This window comes from Paenibacillus sp. FSL H8-0537, from assembly GCF_038051995.1.
Lineage (GTDB): Bacteria > Bacillota > Bacilli > Paenibacillales > Paenibacillaceae > Pristimantibacillus.
Window position 1 is genome coordinate 6,016,637 of the sequence record NZ_CP150290.1, and the last position, 20,502, is coordinate 6,037,138.

Genomic DNA, 20,502 nt, shown 5'->3' on the forward strand with positions numbered 1-20,502 from the left:
CACTGGCTATCGTTCAATTGAACAATTCGGAGCAGGCTGAACCGCTGCTGTTCCCACAAATTGTTCACCCAGGTTTCATTTGTTCACACTGCGCCATTTACTTGATAAAACTGCACAAATACTGGATCCCTTCTATTTATAAATGAAAAAGAGAATGCCCGTTCACAGCCGCTAATTGCACATGTGAACGGGCATTCCCTCATCAAAAAGCCAGCTGTTGTAGAGCAGCTGGCTAGCTTTGGTATAAAGATAAAACAGGTGCTATGCCTTTGGTGCACCCTCCAGCAGCTTCTCCACGATAAAATCAAGCTGCTTGTCCAGCGAATAAATATCGCTGTAATACGCAAGTCCAAATTCGATTTCGACCAAGCGGCCTTCTTTTACAGCCGGGATGCTGTTCCAAATCGAGTTGTCGGATAAATCATCCATACCCGTCCATGAGGAGCGGAAAATATAATCGCCCATATATTCCGGCAGAACCTCCAGCGATACGTTTTCGCCATCGCCAACTGTTGCGACATCGATTTTATCCTGAATCACCTTCGGAGCCTTCATTCCCAAGTATTCATAAATAATTTGCGACCCGCGGCCATACTGCTTGCTGGCGATGACCGACATTTGCTTTTTGCCGCCTTCAATAATAGAAACCGTTTTGTCATAAACGCCTGCTGCTTTCAGCTTTTCCTTGCTCTCTTCCACTTTCTTGTTAAAGTTTTCCATCAGCGTATTTACTTCCTGCTCCTTGCCGAACACCTTGCCCAGCATTTTCATTCGCTCATCCGTCGTCATTTTGTCAAACGGAATGTACACCGTCGGAGCAATATCACGTAGCTTGTTATACGTATCCTCAGAAGGGGCAATAATCAAGTCTGGATCAAGAGCTAGTACCGCCTCCTGATTCGGCTCAAACCATTCGCCGAGCGTTGCAATACCCGTAAGCTCCTGCTCAAACGCAGCTCCCTCATACACATCGGAAATACCGACCGGCTTCACGCCCATCGCCACCACATCGCCAAGCATATATAGCGCAACGACGCGCTTCGGCTCGGCAGGCACTTCCACATCGCCTTTCTCTGTGCTGATGATGCGAGTTGCTGCTTCCGTTGGCGATGCTTGGCCGCTGTCATTTTGCGCGGGCGACGCTGATTCCGTCGCAGTGGTTGGGGAAGCAGAAGCTCCGGTGTTCGTACTCGTATTCGCAGTACCTGATGAGCAGGCACCTAGCAATAGCGTTAACGTAAGCAACAAGCTAATAGCGAGACCAGATGTTGTATTTCTTTTCATTCGTACAGACCCTCCACGTTTATATTGATAATGATTATCATAATTACCAATATAACGCCGCAGCTTGCCCGTTCCAATGGATATTTCAGATAAGATGAATGGACGATCTTCTGAAAGCCGCTTCTTACGTTCCCGCTCTTGAAAACGAACGGGGGATAAGCCGGTATGTTTTTTGAAAATTCGGCTGAAATAATAGACATCCGCATAGCCAACCTCAAGCGCGATTTCATTCAGTGCCGCATCCGTGCCAATGAGCAGCTCGGCCGCACGCTTCACCCGAATTTTAATCAAATAATGGATCGGACTTGCTCCCGTATGCTCTTTAAAGCGCATCGACAGGTGCCGGGTACTGTAATTCAGCTTTTCCCCCAGCGACTCCAGCGTAATAGCCTCCTGAAAATGATCCTCTATATAACGGATGGCCTGCGTAACGAGGTCCGGCTTGCTTACTTTAATGCCCTGTGTCTTCATTTGCCGAAGCAGCTCATGGATAAATTGATAAAACAATCCCTTGATTTGGATGCGATCCAAATCATCTGCGTTTTGCCATGCTTCGCGAATATGGTCCAGCGGACGAAGCAATGGCAGCGGCTCCTGCGGCTGAAAACCATATTGCAGCGCAAACGGCTGATGTCGATCCATGAGCCGAGCCAGCTCTTTATTGCCCGGCAAAACATACACCGCCCGGTACAAAAGCAAATAATATTCGAACTCTTCCTCCGCCCACACGTCCAGCCGCATGCCCTTGCCGCCATGCAGGACATGAAACCGCTGAGCCTCATGCTCGTCGCCGTCCAGCTTCAAATACCCAGCACCACGCACACTGTAAATGAAGCCGCTTGATGGCAGCAAATAATCCTCCAGCAGCTCGCCTGGCTGCATGACGACATGGCGAATATCCCATATTTTAATAGCCGCCTGGTTCCATAGTTTTATATGTTCATCCAGCTTCAATTCCTCAACCTCCCCACTCCCTGCCTTAAATGAACCGATCGAGCTATCCCTTAGTTCCTTTATTATAATTGATAAGACTTCTCATTTACAATGAAAATAACGCCTGGCTCTATTAAAATGCAAAAAAAGCCCGCAGCTTCGGCTGGGCCGAATATTGCTGCGAGCTTCTTTGTATGCTTTTACAAATAAATCTCCTTGCCGGTCGCTGCCGATTCATAGATGGCTTCCAAAATTTGCGTCACCACGAAAGCCTGTTCCGGCTTAACGAGCGGCTCCGTATCATGGATAACCGCCTCGAGCCATTGCCGGGCTTCCTTCGTGCCCGGATCATTCGAGCCGGGGCCAAAATACGCGATGCCGGGACCGGCAGCCGCCTTCGTTTCCATCAGCTTGCCGAATTGGACATTGTTGAAGATCAGTTCTCCAGCATAATCTGCGCCCTGCTTCATCTCTGCGCCGCCGTTTGTGCCATAAAGTGATGCCTTCGCTTCCTTCACATCCGTCGTATTCAATGCCCAGGAGCTTTCAAGAAAAATCGTTGCGCCATTTTCCATCTTAATGAGGCCGAAGGCGGAATCCTCGACTTCCAGCTCCTCCGGCTTCCACGGACCGAACATATTGCCCTCCGGCTTATCCCGCAGCTTGTAGAACACCGAGCCGCTAACGGACTTCGGTTTGTAATTGTCCATAAACCATAATGCCAAATCAAGTGCATGCGTGCCAATATCAATCAGGCAGCCGCCACCTTGCTGCTCCTTATCGGCAAATACGCCCCATGTTGGAAGCGCCCGCCTGCGGATCGCATGGGCTTTCGCCATATACACCTCGCCGAGCGCGCCTTCCTGGCAAGCTTGATGCAGCGTTTGGGAATCATCATTCCAACGGTTTTGGTAGCCGATTGTCAGCTTTTTGCCTGTCCGCTCTGCGGCATCCAGCATTTTACGCGCCTCTGCCGAGTTAATCGCCATCGGCTTCTCACACATCACATGCTTGCCCGCCTCCAGCGCATCTACGGTAATAAATGAATGCTGCAGGTTTGGCGTCAGCACATGGATAATATCAATTGAGCTATCTTCTAACATCTGCTTATAGTCGGTATACGTCTTGGCATCCTCTGTACCGAACTGCTGCGCCGCTTTCTCCGCCTGCTCCGGGATGATATCGCAGAACGCAACCATATCAACCAAATCGCTATTATTTTTAAGTGACGGCATATGCTTCTGAAAGGCGATGCCTCCACAGCCTATAATGCCTGCTTTCAATTTCCCCATCGTTTGCAGCCTCCTAAGGTGAAACGGCTGTCGCCGTCTTTTGGCGGCAAAGCAACCGTTTCGCGATGAAATATAAGCATAGTTATAGATATGAGCATATAAATGCTTATATTTTAAATGTATGTGCGCAAATATGCCAGATCGTTGCGGACGCTGGCAAGCTTGTCCGCTGATTTTCCTTCATTTTCAACCAACGCATATTTCACATGTCCGAGTTCCTTGATCTTTCCATACACATGGGCAAAATCGAAGGCGCCTGTACCGAGATCAACAAAGTCCGAAGGCACGATATATTTGCGGTATACATCCATCAGCCCAAGCCCTTCGTCGCCGTTCGCACGCATCGACTCGAATAAATTAAGCGGGCCAGACAGCTGCTTGCTGTAATCCTTCTGATGAATCATATCGCAGCGGTCGCCTACACGCTCCATTACCGCAATCGGATCAACCCCAGCCCGCATCACCCACACGAGATCCAGCTCAAATTTCAAATGCTTGGGATCGGTATGGGCGGCGAGGATATCAAACAATGTTGTATCGCCATCCGACTTGAATTCATGAGCATGATTATGGAGATAAAGCTGGAAGCCGCGCTGCGCAAGCTTGCCGCCAAGCTGCTCCAACTGCTCGGCGAGACGCAGCGTGCTGTCACGGTCATCCATCCAGACGGATGGGAGCACCAGTGACGTACAGCCTAGCTGTTCGTAATAATCCATCAGCTCATCCCAGCGATGGGCCAGCAAATCCTCGCCCGGCATCGGCCCTTCATGGGCTGCGATAGCCTTAAGGCCGGAAGCCGCCAGCTCGGCGGCAACCTCCTTGGCTGGAAACTCATCGCTGAACCGCGACATTTTCACCATATTGAAGCCTAGCATTTCCAGATGGGTATAGCCTGCTTCCGCGAGCTGGCGCAAAGTGCCGTAATAATCTTGAGCTAGCTGCTCATGGACGGAATAAATGTTAATGCCTGCTTGAATGCTCATGCCAGACCATCACTCCTTCGAATATTATTTATTGGCTGCAGCCCACTCATCAAGCTGCTTTTGTTTTTCGGCTACGATTTTCTCCATGCCGGCCGATTTCAGCTTCGCAATATATTCCGGCAAATATTTATCCGGTTCAAGCGTGCCATTTTCCAGACCAATCTTGAATTGCTCCTTCACGTTCTGTACAGCCGCCACTTCTGTTTTCACAGGGTCCGCTGTAAAGCTGAAGCCAAGCGCTTTCGATTTCACTGCCGATTTGTTGAACTCATCAAGCTTCGTCCACAGATCCGCGCTGTCCCCTTCCCAAATATGGGAAAGCAATTGATTGCCCCACATCCAGCCATGTGTCGGGTTGTAAGTCGAGCTGGAAGAATCTACGCCCGCCGGGAAGCCTACGATATTGCCTTCCTTCACTTCATAGTGCTTGCCTTTAATGCCATAGTCGATCAGGTTAACGAGGTCTGCATCCGAATAAAGCAGGTTCAGAAACATCATAGCGCGCTCAGGGTCCTCGGAGTTTCTTGCAATGCCGAACATAATGTTAGCGATTGAAGAAGTCGTCGAAATCGCTGGAGAAATACGTGCTGCAACGAGCGGCGTACCTGCAAGCAGCGACTCCTTGCTTTCATAGCCAGGCTTCATGTGCGCCATGAAGGCAAACGCTTTGTTAGCTTTGATCAACTGCTCGGAAGTCGTTTGGTTCGTCGAAACATCTTTAGGGATAAAGCCTGCGTTGTACCATTCTCTTGCTTTTTTCACCAAGCTCGCATATTCAGGCGTTTCGTACCAGTTTACTACTTTCAGCTCGCCATCAAAGCCAACGAGTACACCATTCTCGTCGCCAAGCGGGTCGATGACGCTGCCCACCATGGATTGGATAACCGAGAAGCTTGGGCCCTCTGGCAGAACGGCCGCCATGCCCGGCTCATTAGCTTTAATCGTTTGGAAAACAGCCGTCAAATCGTCCAGCGTCTTGATCGCACTGACATCGATTTTGTGTTTGTCTACAATATCCTGGCGCATAACGAGGCCATAATCTGCTGCCCAGTCACGTACGCTTGGAAGAGCGTAAATTTTTCCATTCGAGGAGCCGGCTTTAATCACATCTTCCCCGACAACCTTTTGAATATCTTGTCCGTATTTCGCTAGAAGTTCATCCATCTCTACCAGTTGGCCCTTAGCAGCCTGTGTGCCAAAGTTAAGCCCTGTGCCGGTTACGAGAATATCCAGCGGCTCATTGCCTGCAAGCATTAGATTCATCTGCTGCTGCCATGCTCCGATATCGATTGGCAGGAATTTAACCGTTGCATTGATTTTAGCTTGTGTAATTTTATTGACCTCAGCTTGAACCTCAGCCAAATCCTTCGTATTGCCGATGCTTAAGAAAGCCACCGTCATTTCATAAGGCTTGAGTTCAGACGCTCCGCCTGTTTCTCCACCTGCAGCATTCGTTGCTCCGGCATTCGATGTTGAACTGCCGCTGTTGCCACCACATGCTGCAAGCACCAGCATAACGCTCAGCAGCATCGCTGCTATTCCAATTGTCCGTTTTCTCATCTCTGCAACCTCCCTGTATGTTCAAGCTTGTATGCTAACCGGCCGAGAGCCGTGTGTAGCCGAACGTTAATCTCCTTAACCTTTAACAGCACCAATAACCAGCCCTTTAACGAAATACTTTTGGAAAAAAGGGTATGCGCATAGCAGCGGCACTACACCGATAACCGCCATTGCCATCCTTACCGTTTCCAGCGGAATTTGCGCATTGGCTACTTCCCCCGCATTAAGCGTCGCTGCGTTGTTTTGGATAAACTGGGCGTTGAGCAAAATCCGGTTCAGCAGGTTTTGCAAGCTGAACAGCTTGCTGTCGGTAATATAGATGAGCCCGTTAAACCAGTCATTCCAGTAGCCAATCGTCTGCATGAGCCCAATCGTTGCCAGAATCGGCAGCGACAGCGGCAAAATCATCTTGAAGAAAATTCTGAATTCTCCAGCGCCGTCAATGGAAGCGGATTCAATAATCGCATGCGGAATCGAATTTTGGAAGAATGTCCGCATAATGAGGACGAAGAAGCCATTCGTCAGCAAGCCTGGAATAATAAGCGCCAGCAGAGAGTTTTTCATATCAAATACTTGAGTGTAAATGATATAGGTCGGAACGAGTCCACCGTTGAACAGCATCGTGAAAAAGACGTAAAAGGCGAGCTGCTTCTTCATTGGCATATCGCTGCGCGACATCGGATAAGAGAGCAGCGCCGATATGGACAATCCGACGAAGGTTCCGATTAGCGTGACGAATATGGTAATGCCATAAGAGCGGGTAATATTTTCAGCATCACTCCACAAAAACTTGTAAGCATCGAGGCTCCATTCACTCGGAACTAAGGAGTACCCTTCCTTGACAATGGACGCTTCACTCGTAAAGGAAGTCGTCAGCAGCAGCACGAATGGCATGAGGCACATGATCACAACAGCGATAAAGAACACATGAATCGCAACTTGAAAAATTTTATCCTTCGTATTTACCATGACTATAACCTCCTAGAACAGCGCATTGTCGCGGTTTCGTTTACTTACAATATAGTTGGACAGCAGCACGAGCACAAAGCCGACAACGGATTGGTACAAGCCAGCAGCGGAGGACATTCCGATATCGCCGAGATTGATGAGTGCCCGATATACATACGTATCTACTACGTTCGTCGTTGAGAGCAGCTCGCCCGTATTCAGCGGTACTTGATAGAATAAACCAAAATCCGAGTAGAAAATCCGGCCAATTTGCAGCAGTGTCATAATGGTAATAACCGGCGCAATGAGCGGAATCGTAATTTGCGTAATTTGACGCCATTTGCCTGCTCCATCGATCGTTGCCGCTTCGTAATATTCCGGATCAATGCCGATAATAGCTGCAAGATAAATGATACAGAGATAGCCGACATTTTTCCAAACGTTAACGATAACTAAGATGAAGGGCCAATATTTAGGCTCGCTGTACCAAGAGATCGGATCAATTCCGAAGAGCGGAAGGATCTGTTTGTTTATGAATCCGGTTTCACCACTTAGCATGGCAAGCACCAAGTAACCAACGATAACCATTGAGATCAAATAAGGAATGAGTACAATGCTTTGATAAAAACGGGCGGCCACTTTTTTCTTTACTTCATTGAGCAAGATGGCGATGCCCACTGCTATAATCAGGTTTAATATGATAAAAGATATGTTGTAGAGCAGCGTATTGCGGGTAATGATCCAAGCATCCTCGGTTTTGAATAAGTATTCAAAGTTTTTAAAGCCGATCCAATCGCTGGCTAGAATGCCTTTTGCAAAGTTAACATCCTTGAAGGCGATAATCAGACCCAGCATCGGCAAATAGTTGTTGATGAACAAATAGATGACTCCGGGAATAATCATAATGAATAATGGTGCGTAACGCTTCAGCCTTTTCAATACGGGATTTTGTGCCCGTCTTACTTCCGTCTGCTGCTCCGCTGGTTTTGATGTAGCTGTGCTTGCCGTCGTCGCCATCGCGGTTCCCCCTTCACTTCTTCTACCTCTATCTTAGTTTTTCGCGGGCAAGCACACTACGACTAAACCGACTTCTTCGTTGTCATCTTCCGACATCTTGAGGAAGGGAACCAAGGTGAAACGGCTGTCGCCTTCCTTTGGCGGCGCGTTTCAGTCCGAGAAATATAGAGAATGGATCGCCTTAGGACATCCTTTCTCTATATTTGAAAAAAGACATGTCCTTTATCAAATAGCTAAATAGCCTGCCCCGTACGATTGCGCGTACAGAGCAGGCTTCTACTAGGTCACTATATAGTCTTATAATAAGGTTGCTAGGGTGTGTATGCAAACTGGAGTAGCCCTGCCATTCCTTGCCCAGAACTTTATCAAGGCTGGAGAATCGATGCCAATCTTATCTGACGATTCAAGGCATGAGAACCGGAGCCCCCGATTGTTGCTAAGCCTCCGGTGGCTAAGCCGCATTGCCGAGATCGTGCATTTCCGGACGCTCACTCTTTTTTTGACGGACTGAGATTCCGCTATTCTGGCTTTTAATGCGGTTTCTGGTCGTAGGCGGACAGGAAATCCGTTATGGCCCTGAATATTCCGTCAAAATGGCTATTTGCAGCGCATTAGCGGCTCCTGAGTCCGCCACCTGTGCCTTTCTCGGTGATTCTGTTGAAATAGCGGCTGCTCTGTCCACCCAGTCTATTTTTGCGCAGGGAGTGGCCCACTGAAACGATGGATATGAAGCTGACTTTCGGTACATATGTTTACCTTCATGAGGTGTAACATTCCCGGTAGGAGAGGCAAATTGTTTGACACTAAATTCGATCTGAATCCGGATCTGGATCTGGCTTGCTTAAGTTTGCATACACACTCTAATTACTTTGATCATATAGTCGTTTTTGCTGGGCTTCTTCTGTGACTAAGAAAATAACCGGGCCATCAGCTTCCCTTAGCCTGCCCGCTTTGCTGAAGCTTGCGATATTCCTGCGGGCCGACTGATGTCGCTTTTTTGAACATTTTTGAAAAATGCGAATAGTTGCCATAGCCCAGCTCGTAGGCAATGCTCGTAATCGCCAGCTCTGTCTTCGCCAGCATTTGCTTGGCGAGCGCTACCCGCTCCTGCAGCACATATTCCGAAATCGTCAGTCCCGTGTCCTTCTTGAACAGCCGGGCCAAATAATCTGGATGCAAGCACACATGGCCGGCAATATCCTCACGCGATAAATCCTCGCTCATATGCTTGGCAATATAATGCTTCACCTTGTCTACAACGGTCTGTGTCTCGTCCACAACATTCAGATTGCCGCTGACCTCCTTGATCAGCACCCCTACCCACTCCGACAAGTCGGTGATGGAACGGGTGACGGCATCCGCCCGCTTCATCAGCACCATGGCGGAGAACACCTGATGCGCCCGGAGTCCCTTCGCATGCAGCACCTGATGCACCATTTGCAGAAAATCCTCATAGAAGCTGCGCAGCCAGCGGGCATCGGCCTGACCCGTATGCTTGACGCTGTCCAAATACTTTTCGATTTCCTCAAGCATTTCTTTTCCGCAGCCGAGCTTGAGCATCTCTGCCCAGCCGCTCATTACCGGAAGCGGCGCGACATCTGGGCTAACGCTGCAATTAGTTAGGCTAAGCCGTTCATTTGACCGAGTCACATTATGCGACTCCAGCTCGGCAAGCTGCTCGTACATCTCGCATATTTCCTCCACGGGCACCGCGCTGCCCATATAACAGCACAAGTCGCAGAAAAAATAACGATTGCATGCCTCGATGTACGAATCGATCTGTTCATGCAGCTGCTCTCCATCCTCCTGGCGAATAGGCAGCAGCGCAAGCAGCGCCCCGCTGCGCACTTGTATGATTCGGCCAAGCCCGGACTTCGCTAGAATCATCTCTTCAAAGGAATTGCGCAGCGCATATTCCATAATCTTCTCTTCGCGCAGCGTCAGCTCCTTATGCCAGCGCTGGACGCTAATGAGCACCGGCTTATAGTGCGGCAGCTCCTCGTAGGCAATGTTATGCTTCGCCAGTGCTTCGCGAACGCCCTCCTTGGTTGAAGGAATCGAGCGGCTTAGCAGGTCCTGCCAGAAGCGCTCCATAAACATCGGCTGGTACGATTCCCATAGCTGGTAATAATGCTCGTACATGTCTGCGAAGTGCAGCTTCTCGCGGTCGAGATCGGCTTTCGTAAGCTTGTCCAGCGCGCGCTTGACCGTGCTCGCCAGCTCGGGGTAACGAACGGGCTTGAGCATGTAATCGCAGCTGCCAAGCTGAATCGCCTTTTGCGCATAGGAGAAATCCGCATGGCAGGTAAGGAACATCGCCTCCGTCTGGGGAAAATGAATTTTCACCCAGTCCAGCAGCTCGAAGCCATTGCCCTGCGGCATTTCGATATCACAAATTAGCACATCGATTTTGCTGTCGCTCATGATTTCCTTGGCGGTTCGGATATTGTACGCCTCATGCACGACCGAAATGCCGAGCGACTCCCATTCGACGCCTGCTTTAATGCCCCGCACCGCATGCCGCTCATCATCGACAATCAACAGCTGTCTCATTCTCGTCGTCCCCCTGTCTCTTCTGGTTGCATCGGCAGCCACAGCTCCACGACTGCTCCAAGCCCGGAGCTGCCGCTAAGCGCCATGCGGGCTGCATCATGATACAGCAGCCCCAGCCGCTGCTTCACATTTTGAATCCCGATATGATCGCCTTCTTCATTGCTCAGCTCCATATCGCGCTGGAGCAGCGCCAGCACCTGCGGCGGAAAACCTTCCCCCGTATCCTCAATGCGGACATATAGCGTATCATCATTAAGCGCTTGGGCGGTAACAGCAATATGAACCTGTGTATCCGTATTTACCGCATGCTTAATCGTATTCTCCACGAACGATTGAATGACTAGTGGTGGAATCGGTATTTTTCCGAGACTCTCATCTGTATGGAAAGCAAAGGTCAGATCGCCCGGAAAGCGCATTTCCTGAATGCGTAAATAATTCATCGTATGGGCAAGCTCATCAGACAGAGACACGAATGACAGGTTGCTGCGGAACATAAACCGGAAATATTGCACCAGGCAATGGGTCATTTCCTGAATGAGATGATAGTCCTTCACCTGCGCCAAATTATAAACAATGTTAAGTGAGTTAAGAAAAAAATGCGGATTGATTTGCAGCTGCAAATGCTTAAGCTGCGCTTTTTTGTAATTCAGCTGCTCCTCCAGCACATTAACCTTGAGCTCCTGAATTTGCGTAATCATGCGGTTGAACGATTCGTTCATCACCTCAAATTCAAATGTCGAGGACGGCTTCGTGAGCCGCATATCCAGATTGCCGGCTTCGATGCGGCGCATCGCCATAATAATGCGATTGACCGGGACAAGCACCAGCTTGCGCAGCAGCAGCAAAATGATCGGCAAAATGATAATGGCCCCAAAGGAGATGAGCGAGACGATGCTGCGCAAAAAGGGAAGCTTCTCCAGCACGACGCTGTCGGGAATGAGGGCGACCAGTCCGAAGCGGCCTCGCGAGGAGCGCTCGCCGACTGCGATAAATTGGTCGTTGCTTCCCGTAAGCTGGTAGCCTTCATTGTCGCTGCTGCTTGGCTCAATCGAGATGCCGTCATCCAGCGGCGTATCTATAATGGGCTTCATACGGTCATCCGTCAGAAAGGCCCGGCCATTTTCACCCAAATCAATTAAATGCAGTGGAACCATCAACTGATCGACATTGCCCATTGCGCCTATATAAATGTCGCCGTATTGAATGACATAGGCTAAATAATCACCGCCTGCCATATGCTGAACGAACCAATCCTTTTGCAGCGGCTTCTTGGCAAGCTTGATATTATCTACAATATCCTGCTCCATCACGGAGCGGCTGGCATAATCCGGGGCAACGCCGAATACGCTCATCAAATCATCGTTCTCCGGCGAATAAATGAAGAACATGTCCATCGACTTATAATTGGGCAATTCATTCCTCAACTGGTTGCTCAGCTGGATCTTCTCGAACGAATAGCTGTCGGGATTTTGCTCACGCGGCTGCTCCAGCACAAGCAGGCCTGTCTCCATCGCCGCAATATTAAACAGATATTTCTCCACATCCTCCAAATTGCGGTCAATTTGGCCCATATAGAGGCTGATCAAATTTTTATTGGACTGGGCTACCTGGTTGCGTACGACATTAATCGCATACAAATTGTTGTAAATCATGAAGGAAACAATCGGAATGACGAGCAGCAGAAAGCCAAATAACAGCTTAAAGCGGAGCGTTCGATAAAAAAACGGATGCCGGAACCTCATGCCTTACCCCTCTCTCTTCTGCCGCTTTATCAAAGTATAGTATTATTTGCAAGCGTTTTCAATAATATCGTTTTTCCCTGCTTGCCCACGGCTGACCCGCAACAAATAAAAGGGGTTATCCGCAGGGTCGCCTTATTTAATCGCGACCTTGCGGATAACCCCTTACTGTTTCAATATTCAATGTCCCATCTGATGCACTTCCTCGGCGTTATAGGACAATAAGCCGAACACGATCAGCAGCGTTGTGAAGATCACGATGCAGGCACCGATGCGCCGCAGCGTTTTTCGACGCTCGCTCATGTGCACATCTTGGCCATAGCGCTTCTTCGACGAAGCGATAAACAGCAGGCCCACCCCTAGCAGCAGTGCGATAACGACGCTCGCCTTCAAATAAACATCCAAACCATCACTTCCTGTCCGCCCATTTATGCTATAGACGATAATCATTTGGAAAAAGTTGTACCTGCTGCGAGATTAATAGCCTGCGCTTCATTTCGCTTGAGTTGCCGCCTGTTCGGGTAAGCATAAGCAATGACATAGGCCACTGTGAGTGCTGCGGATGAACCAGACTAGATGACCATATATGAATAACTTAGTTAAAAAATAGATCCTGAATGGAGGCAGCTGCTCATGGCCCCTAAATCAAAGACGATGCGATTTTTCCTCGATATGTATGTCCGTTTCCGTGATGATGATGTGCCGGGCGTCGCGGCGCAGCTGACTTTTTATTTGATTTTGTCCTTTTTCCCCTTTCTGCTGTTTGTTGTCAGCCTGCTTGGCTTCGTGCAGTTATCGGGGGACAGCCTCGCTCCTGAGCTCATTCGCCTGCTCCCTGCCGAGACGGGCGCAGTGATCAGCCAGGTGCTTGAAGAAATTACGCAGGGCAGCAATGGGGCACTGCTGTCGTTCGGGATGCTCGCGACGATCTGGTCGGCGTCCAATGGCATGAATGCGATTATTAAAGGTCTGAATACCGCCTATGAGGAGCAGGAAAGCCGCCCCTTCTGGAAAATCCGCGGCATTGCGCTGATCGCCACGCTCGTGCTTGGCCTTGTCATTACGCTCGTCATGCTTATGCTTGTATTCGGCAAGACGATCAGCAGCTACTTATTCGACCTGCTTCATGTGCCGAGTGAAAGCGAGTGGGTATGGAATTTGCTGAAATATGCGATTCCGCTCACTGCTATGCTTCTCGTATTTACCATCCTGTATTGGATCGCCCCTAACCGCAAGCTGCGGCTGCGGGAGGTGATCCCTGGTGTCCTGTTTACAACCTTCGGCTGGGTCGCAGCCTCGATGCTGTTTCAGTTTTACATTAATAATTTCGGCAGCTACTCCAAAACCTACGGAAGTATTGGCGGCATTATTATTTTGCTGGTCTGGTTATTCATTACGTCTCATATCATTATATTAGGCGGGGAAATGAATGCTTCGCTGGCCCGTCCACGCCCAGCTAAGCCCAGTGTGCAAGAGCGCCCGCCGCACAACCGGACAGGCTCCTTTTTCGTCAAATAAAAAAAGTGCTTGTTCCTATCTAAATAGTCAATGGCACGAAATGCCTGTTTCATATCTGTTTGCTCGGGTAAATAAAAGTAATTCGATATACATTTCGAGGAGGAATATAGGATGGAATATATTATAAACAAACGCTTTGATGGGGAAGAAATACTTTTAGACGGCAACCACTACATTGGCTGCACTTTCAACAACTGCACCATTACAATATCGTCCCTGCATTTCAACTATGATCGCTGCACGTTCAAAGGCTCCAGCTTCAAGCTTAGCCCAAGCGTTTTTTTCCTGCAAAACGTTTATTCGCTGCTGCCTTCATCGACGAATGGCAAACGAGTTCAGCTTGCTTAGTGCATCGACAGAACACCCCACCTGCAGGCCACTAGAACGTTAACAAGGGCAAGATTCATGATGAGATGAATCTTGCCCTTGTCGGTTGTTTTTGACTATAACCCCTCTTGCTTACTCCGCTTCCGCTACGACTGCGAAACGCTCATTCACATGGTTAGCTTGCTCCGCCTCGTCCACAATGGCAATGGCATAGTCGGCGTAGCTGATGTAGCTGTCGCCTTTTGCGTTAAAGAAGAAATTGTCTTTGCCTTTCGTGTAAGAGCCTGTACGTTTGCCGTCTGGGTTGAAAAAGGCAGCCGGGCTAACGAAGGTCCATTTGATGCCAGTCGAGCCTTGAAGGTCATTCAAGTTGCTGCCTTGGTTGAAGGCTGTTGCATAATATTCTTTAGGGAAATGCTCCGTTTCGAACAAACGCGTCGTCTTCGCTTCATCCACAAAGAGGCTGCCTGCTCCGCCGACTACAATCAAACGAGTTTCCGGTGCGCCTTGGAGCGCTTCAATCAGCACTTTGCCTAGCTCCACATGCTTCGTTTCCTCGCCTTGCGGTGCGCCGAATGCGTTGACTACGATGTCAAAGGCTTTCAAATCCTCAGCTGTAAGCTTGAATGCATCCTTCTCCAATACAGCTGCATTAGATTGTGCAAACTTCGATGCCGTTCTGACGATCGCCGTCACCTCATGGCCTCTTGCTGCAGCCTCCTGAATGATCAAGCTACCTGCTTTACCTGTCGCGCCAATAACTGCTATTTTCATTGTCTATTCCTCCTGAGTATAAATAAGGTTTGTTAGTAGAAAAGCGACCTACTTAATGTAACTATTATAGTTACAAGTTGCTTGCAATGTCAAATCATTATTTTGAAAGCTATATGCAGCGTGTCGAACGATATAATATAATGGAGATAGGAATTGCTCGAAGCATACCAAACACGGCAAGGAGACCATCTCTAATGAGCGACTTTATTATTTTCAACGTGGCCAACAAACCTTTTGCTGTCCATTTTTCGGAAATTGATGAGATTCAAGCAGCCGTAGAAGGAACACCACTTCCTTTCGCCGAGCCGTGGCATGGTGGCGTGGCCAACATTCGTGGCGGCCTCTACACCATTATTAACTTGCGCAAAAAATTTAATCTGTTTGGACAGGCCCAAGGCAGCTATCAAAAAATTATTTTGCTCAGGCAAGCCAAAGTAGCACTGCTCGTCGATGATATCGAAAATACGGCCTCCATTGAAGAAACAGACATTGAGCGTGTGCCGGATTCTTCAGAGAAGGACATTTTCCACCAAGCTTTCAGGCTGGATAACCGGGTAATTCCGATCCTGCATGTAACGCTGTTCCTCGCTTCTACCAAAACCATATAGTGAAACGACACAAGGCAGTTTCCATGCAGCTTCTACGCTGACGGGAACTGCCTTGTGCTGTGTATGATCGTTGATGGATGAGAGATGGGGGATGCAAGGTGATTCTTTCACCATCAAAGCTGCACTTAGTACTTCCGAAACGGGATTTCCTTCTTCGCCATTTGCTCCGTATAGACGCTTTCCTGCGGCACGATTCGTTTCGGCAGCGTGCGCCCGGCAACGAGCTCCTGCACCGCCTGCATGATATTCGGGCCAAGCAGCGGGTTGCATTCGACAATGCAGTTGATTTTGCCTTCCGCCAGCTTCATGAACGCCCGCCGCGTCCCATCCACTGAAATAATGACAATATCCACGCCCGGCCGCAGTCCATATTCCTCAATCGCTTCAATTGCGCCAAGCGCCATATCGTCGTTTTGGGCAAACAGCACATCCATTTCATCGCCATATTGTTCAAGCAGTGTGCCCATCACTTCCTTGCCCCGTTCAAAAGTAAAATCAGCGTCGACGCTGGCCATGATTTTATAATTTGGCTGCTTCAGCACAATATCCCGAAACCCTTGTCCACGCTGGATCGAGGGGGATGAGCCTTCCGTTCCTCGCAGCTCGACGATTTGGATTGTCTCCACAGCATCCCGCATTTTATCGACCAAATATTTGCCCGCCTTGCGCCCCTCCTCATATAAGTCCGCCCCAATATGCGTCACATAAAGCGAGGAATCGCCCACATCGACTGAACGGTCGGCTATAATGAGCGGAATACCCGCCTGCTTCACCTCGGTTAAAATCTCATCCCAGCCCGAATGCACAACCGGAGCAACGGCAATGACGTCGACCTTCTGCCTAATGAAGGATCGGATCGCCTCAAACTGCTTTTCCTGTGATTGCTCCGCATTTTCGAACAAGAGCTCGATTCCGGCCTCTTTTGCCGCCTCTTTGACCGAATTGGTGTTGGCCATTCGCCATTCGCTCTCTGAACCGAGCTGAGAGAAACCAAGAACAATCGGCCTCACTGGCTGCAGCAGCTCGATTCCTGTTGCCTCGGGCAGCGTTCCGTCTCCTGCTATCTTGCCCTTACCTACACCCGATTCGTTGTGCAGAGCTTGGTCTATTCCCGATGATGAAGGAGCAGGGGCCGTAAGCTGGCAGCTGCTCAGAAGCATCAAGAAAGCGATTGCATAAATTATTTTCACAAATACAGCTTGTCTTCGCATAGGGCTACCCTCCGGTTCAGCCAGTAAAAGCGTCTATGCCCTTCCAGCTTACTGATCGTATTGTAATGGATACGGAGCACTTTGTCATCGTCGTAACGACTCATGGGGTGCCGCGAACAACGTCGAATCGTTGCGCTGCACCCCTGAACCGCAATCTATTAAGCTTTTTGCATTTGCCGCCTTGCACTGAGCAGACGCTGCAGGACGATGAACAGCAGCAGCAGCAGGCCGATGACAATCTTGGTCCACCAGGAGCTGAGCGTGCCTTCAAAGCTGATAATCGTTTGGATAACCCCTTGAATCAATACGCCGAAAAAGGTTCCGAGAATATAGCCGACGCCGCCTGTCAGCAGTGTACCGCCAATGACGACCGCAGCGATGGCATCCAGTTCCAGTCCGACCGCATGCAAGCCGTAGCCTGACAGCATATAGAACGTAAAGACGACGCCTGCAAGGGCAGAGCAAAGTCCGCTAAAGGTATAGACGAGAATTTTCGTGCGGGCTACGGGCAGCCCCATTAACAGCGCGGAGGATTCGCTGCCGCCAAGCGCATACGTATTGCGTCCGAAGCGGGTATAATGGGCCAAATAAATCGCTGCGGCTACCACAACCAATGCGATAATGACGCTGATGGAGATGAAAAAGCCGCCCGGCAGATTGATTTTCGTCTGCGCCATGCTCGTATAAAATGGGTGATCAATCGTAATCGTATTGATGCTAATGACGTAGCACAGCCCCCGGGCCAGAAACATGCCGGCGAGCGTGACGATGAACGGCTGGATTTTAAAATAATGGATGATCGCTCCCATCAGCCAGCCGAAGGCTGCGCCCAGCACGAGCACAAGCGGAATGACGACGGCAGGCGGCCAGCCTTGCTGCTGGACGAGGCTCGCCGAAATCATCGTCGTCAGCGCAATGACCGAGCCGACCGACAGGTCAATGCCGCCGGAAACGATGACGAAGGTCATGCCGACCGCAACGATAATCAGAAAGGCGTTGTCAATGAGCAGATTGAGCAGCACCTGCAGCGAGAAAAAGCCGGTGTAGCGGAACGAGCCTGCCGCAAACATCAAAGCAAGCAGCGCGGCTGTCACCACGATTGGGATATACTGCCTTTTAAGCATGGCGTTTAACCTCACTCTCTGCCGGATAGCGGCGTGTCTTGAAGCGATGTGCCAGCGTCTTGCGGAACGTCTCCGACTGAATAAGGCAGACGAGCAGCACGACAAACGCTTTGACTACAAGCGTTATTTCCGGCGGAACGCCGATCATGTAGATCGTCGTCGTCAGCGTCTGAATAATGAGCGCGCCAACAACCGTGCCGAGTAAATAAAAGCGTCCGCCGTTGAGCGAGGTGCCCCCGATGACGACGGCAAGAATCGCGTCAAGCTCATACCACAGCCCGGCGTTGTTGCCGTCGGCGCTGGATACATTGGCGCTGAGCAGCAAACCGGCTATGCCCGCACATAAGCCGCAAAACATATAAACGGCGATCATGACGACTCGGGAGCGAATGCCGGCCAGGCGGCTCGCTTCGGGGTTGCAGCCAACGGACTCGATGAACAGGCCGAGGGCGGTTTTGCGCGTCAGCAGCGCTGCAATCAGCAGCACTCCGCCAGCGATAAAGATGGAGAAGGGCAGCGTGAGCAGCGAGCCTGCGCCGATGAACTTATAGGAGCTGCTTGATACGGTAATAATCTGCCCGCCTGTAATGAGCTGGGCAACTCCGCGCCCAGCAACCATTAAAATGAGCGTGGCAATAATCGGCTGAATGCCGAAGACTGCCACAAGCATGCCGTTCCATAAGCCCAGCACTAGCGCCAGCACTAGAGCAATGCCGATCGCGCTGAGCACGAGGCCCAACATGTTCTGATCCGTGCCTTGGCTGAGCATCATGCAGGCCATGGCGCCTGCGATAGCCACGATCGAGCCGACCGATAGGTCGATGCCCTTCGTGGCAATAACGAGCGTCATGCCGATAGCGACGAGAATAAGCGGCGCGCCAAAATTCAAAATATCAATCAAGCTGCCGTACAGCTTGCCTGCCCGCATTTGCACGGAGAAAAATTCCGGCTCATAAATCAAATTAAATAATAACAGCGCCCCCAGCATGACCAGCGGCCAAAATAAATGATGTTTCACCATGCTTGCTCACTCCCCTGCCATGGCCTGCATAAGCTGCTGCTGGCTCATTTCATCTTCTGCTATTTCCTTGACTACTACATGGTCTCGCAGCACCGCGATCCTGTCGCTGACCCGCAGCACCTCCTCCAGCTCCGAGGAGACGAACAGCACCGACATGCCTTCACCCGACAGCTTCAGCACAAGCTTCTGGATTTCCGCCTTTGCGCCAACATCAATACCGCGCGTCGGCTCATCAAGGATGAGCAGCTTCGGCTGCGTCAGCAGCCAGCGTCCAAGAATGACCTTCTGCTGATTGCCGCCGCTAAGGTTCTTAATCAGCTGCTCCGGGTTAGGCGGATTAATATTGAGCGCCTTGATATATTCGTCAGCAAACTCATCCTGGCGCTTGCGGGGAATGGCGCGAAACCAGCCGCGCGTCGCCTGCAGGGCGAGAATCATATTTTCACGAACCGTCAGCTCGTCGATAATGCCTTCTGTTTTGCGGTTTTCCGGGCAGAAGGCAATTCCCTGATCAATCGCCTCGCGAGGAGAAGCGATGCCTTCCTTCACTCCATTCACCCGCAGCGCGCCATTATCAGGCCGATCTGCGCCAAAGAATAGCCGCGCAAGCTCCGTCCTTCCTGAGCCGAGCAGGCCTGCAAGACCAACAACCTCGCCCTTGCGAATAGTCAGGTCGAACGGCTCAATGGCCCCTTTGCGGCCCAGAGCCTTCGCTTCGATAACCAGATCCTTCGAATGCTCAGCAGCGGGTGCCGCCTCTTTCTCACGCGGCAGCGCATCGAGCTGCTCCAGCTCCTTGCCGATCATTTTCGATACGAGCTCTATCCGGGGAAGCTCCTTCGCCAAATACTCCCCTACAAATTCTCCGCCACGGAGAATGGTTATTCGATCGGACACCTCATACACCTGATCCAGAAAATGCGTGACGAACAAAATGGCCAGCCCTTCTGCCTTCAACTTGTTCATCACCTCGAACAGCTGCTTCACTTCATTGCGGTCAAGGCTTGACGTCGGCTCATCCAAAATGAGCACCTTCGCCGAAATATTCAGCGCCCGCCCAATAGCAACAAGCTGCTGAATCGCGACAGAATAGGCCGATAACGGCAGCTTTACATCCAAACGAATTTGCAAGCGGGTAAGCAGCAGCTCCTCGGCTGCCGCATTCATCTCTTTCCACAAAATACGGCCAAAACGCCGCGGCTCGCGGCCGATAAAAATATTTTCAGCAACTGTCAAATTCGGACATAGATTCACTTCCTGATAAACCGTACTAATGCCAGCCGTTTGCGCCGACTGAGGGCTGTCGATGGCCATACGCTGACGCGCAAGCTCTACCGTGCCTTGATCAATGGAGTAAACACCTGTCAGCACTTTAATCAAGGTAGACTTTCCTGCACCATTTTCGCCCATCAGCGCATGGATCTCGCCGGGAAAGAGGCGAAAGCTGACGCCGGATAAAGCTTTTACGCCTGGAAAGCCTTTATGGATATTGCTCATTTGCAGGATAGGTTCGCGTTCCCGCTCCATCTTCTTCTCCCCTTTGGTTTTGAATTTTGCCTATGCTCCTATTCGCTTATGTGTAAGCGATAAAAAAGGAAGCCGTCCGCCTG

General features: G+C 50.2%; 17 protein-coding genes. 3 read left to right on the plus strand and 14 right to left on the minus strand.

Annotated features, from left to right (window positions below; genetic code table 11):
- Positions 1-261: 261 nt before the first annotated feature.
- The 9 genes from MHB80_RS25440 to MHB80_RS25480 all read right to left on the minus strand — a co-directional run bounded on the left by MHB80_RS25440 (position 262) and on the right by MHB80_RS25480 (position 12,759).
- Positions 262-2,238 (minus strand): AraC family transcriptional regulator, encoded by a 1,977-nt coding sequence (locus tag MHB80_RS25440; protein WP_341279579.1) that lies wholly within the window; start codon positions 2,236-2,238, stop codon positions 262-264.
- Positions 2,239-2,417: 179 nt separating this feature from the next.
- Entirely contained in the window at positions 2,418-3,509 is a 1,092-nt protein-coding gene (locus tag MHB80_RS25445; protein ID WP_341279580.1) for a Gfo/Idh/MocA family oxidoreductase, read from the minus strand.
- A gap of 113 nt (positions 3,510-3,622) precedes the next feature.
- Positions 3,623-4,492, minus strand: coding sequence for a sugar phosphate isomerase/epimerase (locus tag MHB80_RS25450; RefSeq protein ID WP_341279581.1), 870 nt, complete (start codon positions 4,490-4,492; stop codon positions 3,623-3,625).
- Positions 4,493-4,516: 24 nt separating this feature from the next.
- Positions 4,517-6,052, minus strand: a complete 1,536-nt coding sequence (locus MHB80_RS25455; RefSeq protein WP_341279582.1) for an ABC transporter substrate-binding protein — start codon at positions 6,050-6,052, stop codon at positions 4,517-4,519.
- 75 nt (positions 6,053-6,127) lie between these two features.
- Positions 6,128-7,021, minus strand: coding sequence for a carbohydrate ABC transporter permease (locus MHB80_RS25460; RefSeq protein ID WP_341279583.1), 894 nt, complete (start codon positions 7,019-7,021; stop codon positions 6,128-6,130).
- Between the two features lie 12 nt (positions 7,022-7,033).
- Positions 7,034-7,903 (minus strand): ABC transporter permease subunit, encoded by an 870-nt coding sequence (locus MHB80_RS25465; protein WP_341283075.1) that lies wholly within the window; start codon positions 7,901-7,903, stop codon positions 7,034-7,036.
- 1,041 nt (positions 7,904-8,944) lie between these two features.
- Positions 8,945-10,570: a helix-turn-helix domain-containing protein gene (locus MHB80_RS25470; RefSeq protein ID WP_341279584.1), complete on the minus strand. Its 1,626-nt coding sequence runs from the start codon at positions 10,568-10,570 to the stop codon at positions 8,945-8,947.
- Positions 10,567-12,312 carry a histidine kinase gene (locus tag MHB80_RS25475; RefSeq protein ID WP_341279585.1) on the minus strand — a complete coding sequence of 582 codons (1,746 nt, stop codon included), beginning with the start codon at positions 12,310-12,312 and terminating at the stop codon, positions 10,567-10,569. Before MHB80_RS25475 ends, MHB80_RS25470 begins: the two co-directional genes overlap by 4 nt.
- A 177-nt stretch (positions 12,313-12,489) precedes the next feature.
- Positions 12,490-12,759, minus strand: coding sequence for a hypothetical protein (locus MHB80_RS25480; protein WP_341279586.1), 270 nt, complete (start codon positions 12,757-12,759; stop codon positions 12,490-12,492).
- 183 nt (positions 12,760-12,942) lie between these two features.
- On the opposite strand from MHB80_RS25480, the gene MHB80_RS25485 reads away from it, so the two are divergent.
- On the plus strand, positions 12,943-13,827 hold the full coding sequence (locus tag MHB80_RS25485; RefSeq protein WP_341279587.1) for a YihY/virulence factor BrkB family protein: 885 nt from the start codon (positions 12,943-12,945) through the stop codon (positions 13,825-13,827).
- A 111-nt stretch (positions 13,828-13,938) separates the two neighbouring features.
- Entirely contained in the window at positions 13,939-14,175 is a 237-nt protein-coding gene (locus MHB80_RS25490) for a hypothetical protein (protein WP_338553137.1), read from the plus strand.
- 111 nt (positions 14,176-14,286) lie between these two features.
- On the opposite strand, the gene MHB80_RS25495 is transcribed toward MHB80_RS25490, so the two are convergent.
- The gene (locus MHB80_RS25495) at positions 14,287-14,928 is read right to left on the minus strand and encodes an NAD(P)-dependent oxidoreductase (protein ID WP_341279588.1); all 642 of its coding nucleotides are present in this window, start codon (positions 14,926-14,928) and stop codon (positions 14,287-14,289) included.
- A gap of 194 nt (positions 14,929-15,122) precedes the next feature.
- On the opposite strand from MHB80_RS25495, the gene MHB80_RS25500 reads away from it, so the two are divergent.
- A complete protein-coding gene (locus MHB80_RS25500; RefSeq protein WP_341279589.1) occupies positions 15,123-15,536 on the plus strand; it encodes a chemotaxis protein CheW in 414 nt (137 codons plus the stop codon).
- 125 nt (positions 15,537-15,661) lie between these two features.
- Here MHB80_RS25500 and MHB80_RS25505 read toward each other — a convergent pair whose 3' ends face one another.
- The 4 genes from MHB80_RS25505 to MHB80_RS25520 form a co-directional block, all read right to left on the minus strand.
- The gene (locus tag MHB80_RS25505) at positions 15,662-16,747 is read right to left on the minus strand and encodes an ABC transporter substrate-binding protein (protein WP_341279590.1); all 1,086 of its coding nucleotides are present in this window, start codon (positions 16,745-16,747) and stop codon (positions 15,662-15,664) included.
- A gap of 158 nt (positions 16,748-16,905) precedes the next feature.
- Entirely contained in the window at positions 16,906-17,871 is a 966-nt protein-coding gene (gene yjfF / locus MHB80_RS25510) for a galactofuranose ABC transporter, permease protein YjfF (RefSeq protein WP_341279591.1), read from the minus strand.
- Positions 17,864-18,892 (minus strand): ABC transporter permease, encoded by a 1,029-nt coding sequence (locus MHB80_RS25515; protein WP_341279592.1) that lies wholly within the window; start codon positions 18,890-18,892, stop codon positions 17,864-17,866. Before MHB80_RS25515 ends, yjfF begins: the two co-directional genes overlap by 8 nt.
- Positions 18,893-18,898: 6 nt before the next feature.
- Positions 18,899-20,419 (minus strand): sugar ABC transporter ATP-binding protein, encoded by a 1,521-nt coding sequence (locus tag MHB80_RS25520; protein WP_341279593.1) that lies wholly within the window; start codon positions 20,417-20,419, stop codon positions 18,899-18,901.
- Between the last annotated feature and the right edge of the window lie 83 nt (positions 20,420-20,502).

What these genes read in the sequence shown, in the direction of transcription:
- MHB80_RS25445 (WP_341279580.1), bottom strand. Translation starts at nt 3,509, where the DNA reads ATGGGGAAATTGAAAGCAGGCATTATAGGCTGTGGAGGCATCGCCTTT.
- MHB80_RS25450 (WP_341279581.1), bottom strand. Translation starts at nt 4,492, where the DNA reads ATGAGCATTCAAGCAGGCATTAACATTTATTCCGTCCATGAGCAGCTA.
- MHB80_RS25455 (WP_341279582.1), bottom strand. Translation starts at nt 6,052, where the DNA reads ATGAGAAAACGGACAATTGGAATAGCAGCGATGCTGCTGAGCGTTATG.
- MHB80_RS25460 (WP_341279583.1), bottom strand. Translation starts at nt 7,021, where the DNA reads ATGGTAAATACGAAGGATAAAATTTTTCAAGTTGCGATTCATGTGTTC.
- MHB80_RS25465 (WP_341283075.1), bottom strand. Translation starts at nt 7,903, where the DNA reads ATGATTATTCCCGGAGTCATCTATTTGTTCATCAACAACTATTTGCCG.
- MHB80_RS25470 (WP_341279584.1), bottom strand. Translation starts at nt 10,570, where the DNA reads ATGAGACAGCTGTTGATTGTCGATGATGAGCGGCATGCGGTGCGGGGC.
- MHB80_RS25475 (WP_341279585.1), bottom strand. Translation starts at nt 12,312, where the DNA reads ATGAGGTTCCGGCATCCGTTTTTTTATCGAACGCTCCGCTTTAAGCTG.
- MHB80_RS25480 (WP_341279586.1), bottom strand. Translation starts at nt 12,759, where the DNA reads ATGATTATCGTCTATAGCATAAATGGGCGGACAGGAAGTGATGGTTTG.
- MHB80_RS25485 (WP_341279587.1), top strand. Translation starts at nt 12,943, where the DNA reads ATGGCCCCTAAATCAAAGACGATGCGATTTTTCCTCGATATGTATGTC.
- MHB80_RS25490 (WP_338553137.1), top strand. Translation starts at nt 13,939, where the DNA reads ATGGAATATATTATAAACAAACGCTTTGATGGGGAAGAAATACTTTTA.
- MHB80_RS25495 (WP_341279588.1), bottom strand. Translation starts at nt 14,928, where the DNA reads ATGAAAATAGCAGTTATTGGCGCGACAGGTAAAGCAGGTAGCTTGATC.
- MHB80_RS25500 (WP_341279589.1), top strand. Translation starts at nt 15,123, where the DNA reads ATGAGCGACTTTATTATTTTCAACGTGGCCAACAAACCTTTTGCTGTC.
- MHB80_RS25505 (WP_341279590.1), bottom strand. Translation starts at nt 16,747, where the DNA reads ATGCGAAGACAAGCTGTATTTGTGAAAATAATTTATGCAATCGCTTTC.
- yjfF (WP_341279591.1), bottom strand. Translation starts at nt 17,871, where the DNA reads ATGCTTAAAAGGCAGTATATCCCAATCGTGGTGACAGCCGCGCTGCTT.
- MHB80_RS25515 (WP_341279592.1), bottom strand. Translation starts at nt 18,892, where the DNA reads ATGGTGAAACATCATTTATTTTGGCCGCTGGTCATGCTGGGGGCGCTG.
- MHB80_RS25520 (WP_341279593.1), bottom strand. Translation starts at nt 20,419, where the DNA reads ATGGAGCGGGAACGCGAACCTATCCTGCAAATGAGCAATATCCATAAA.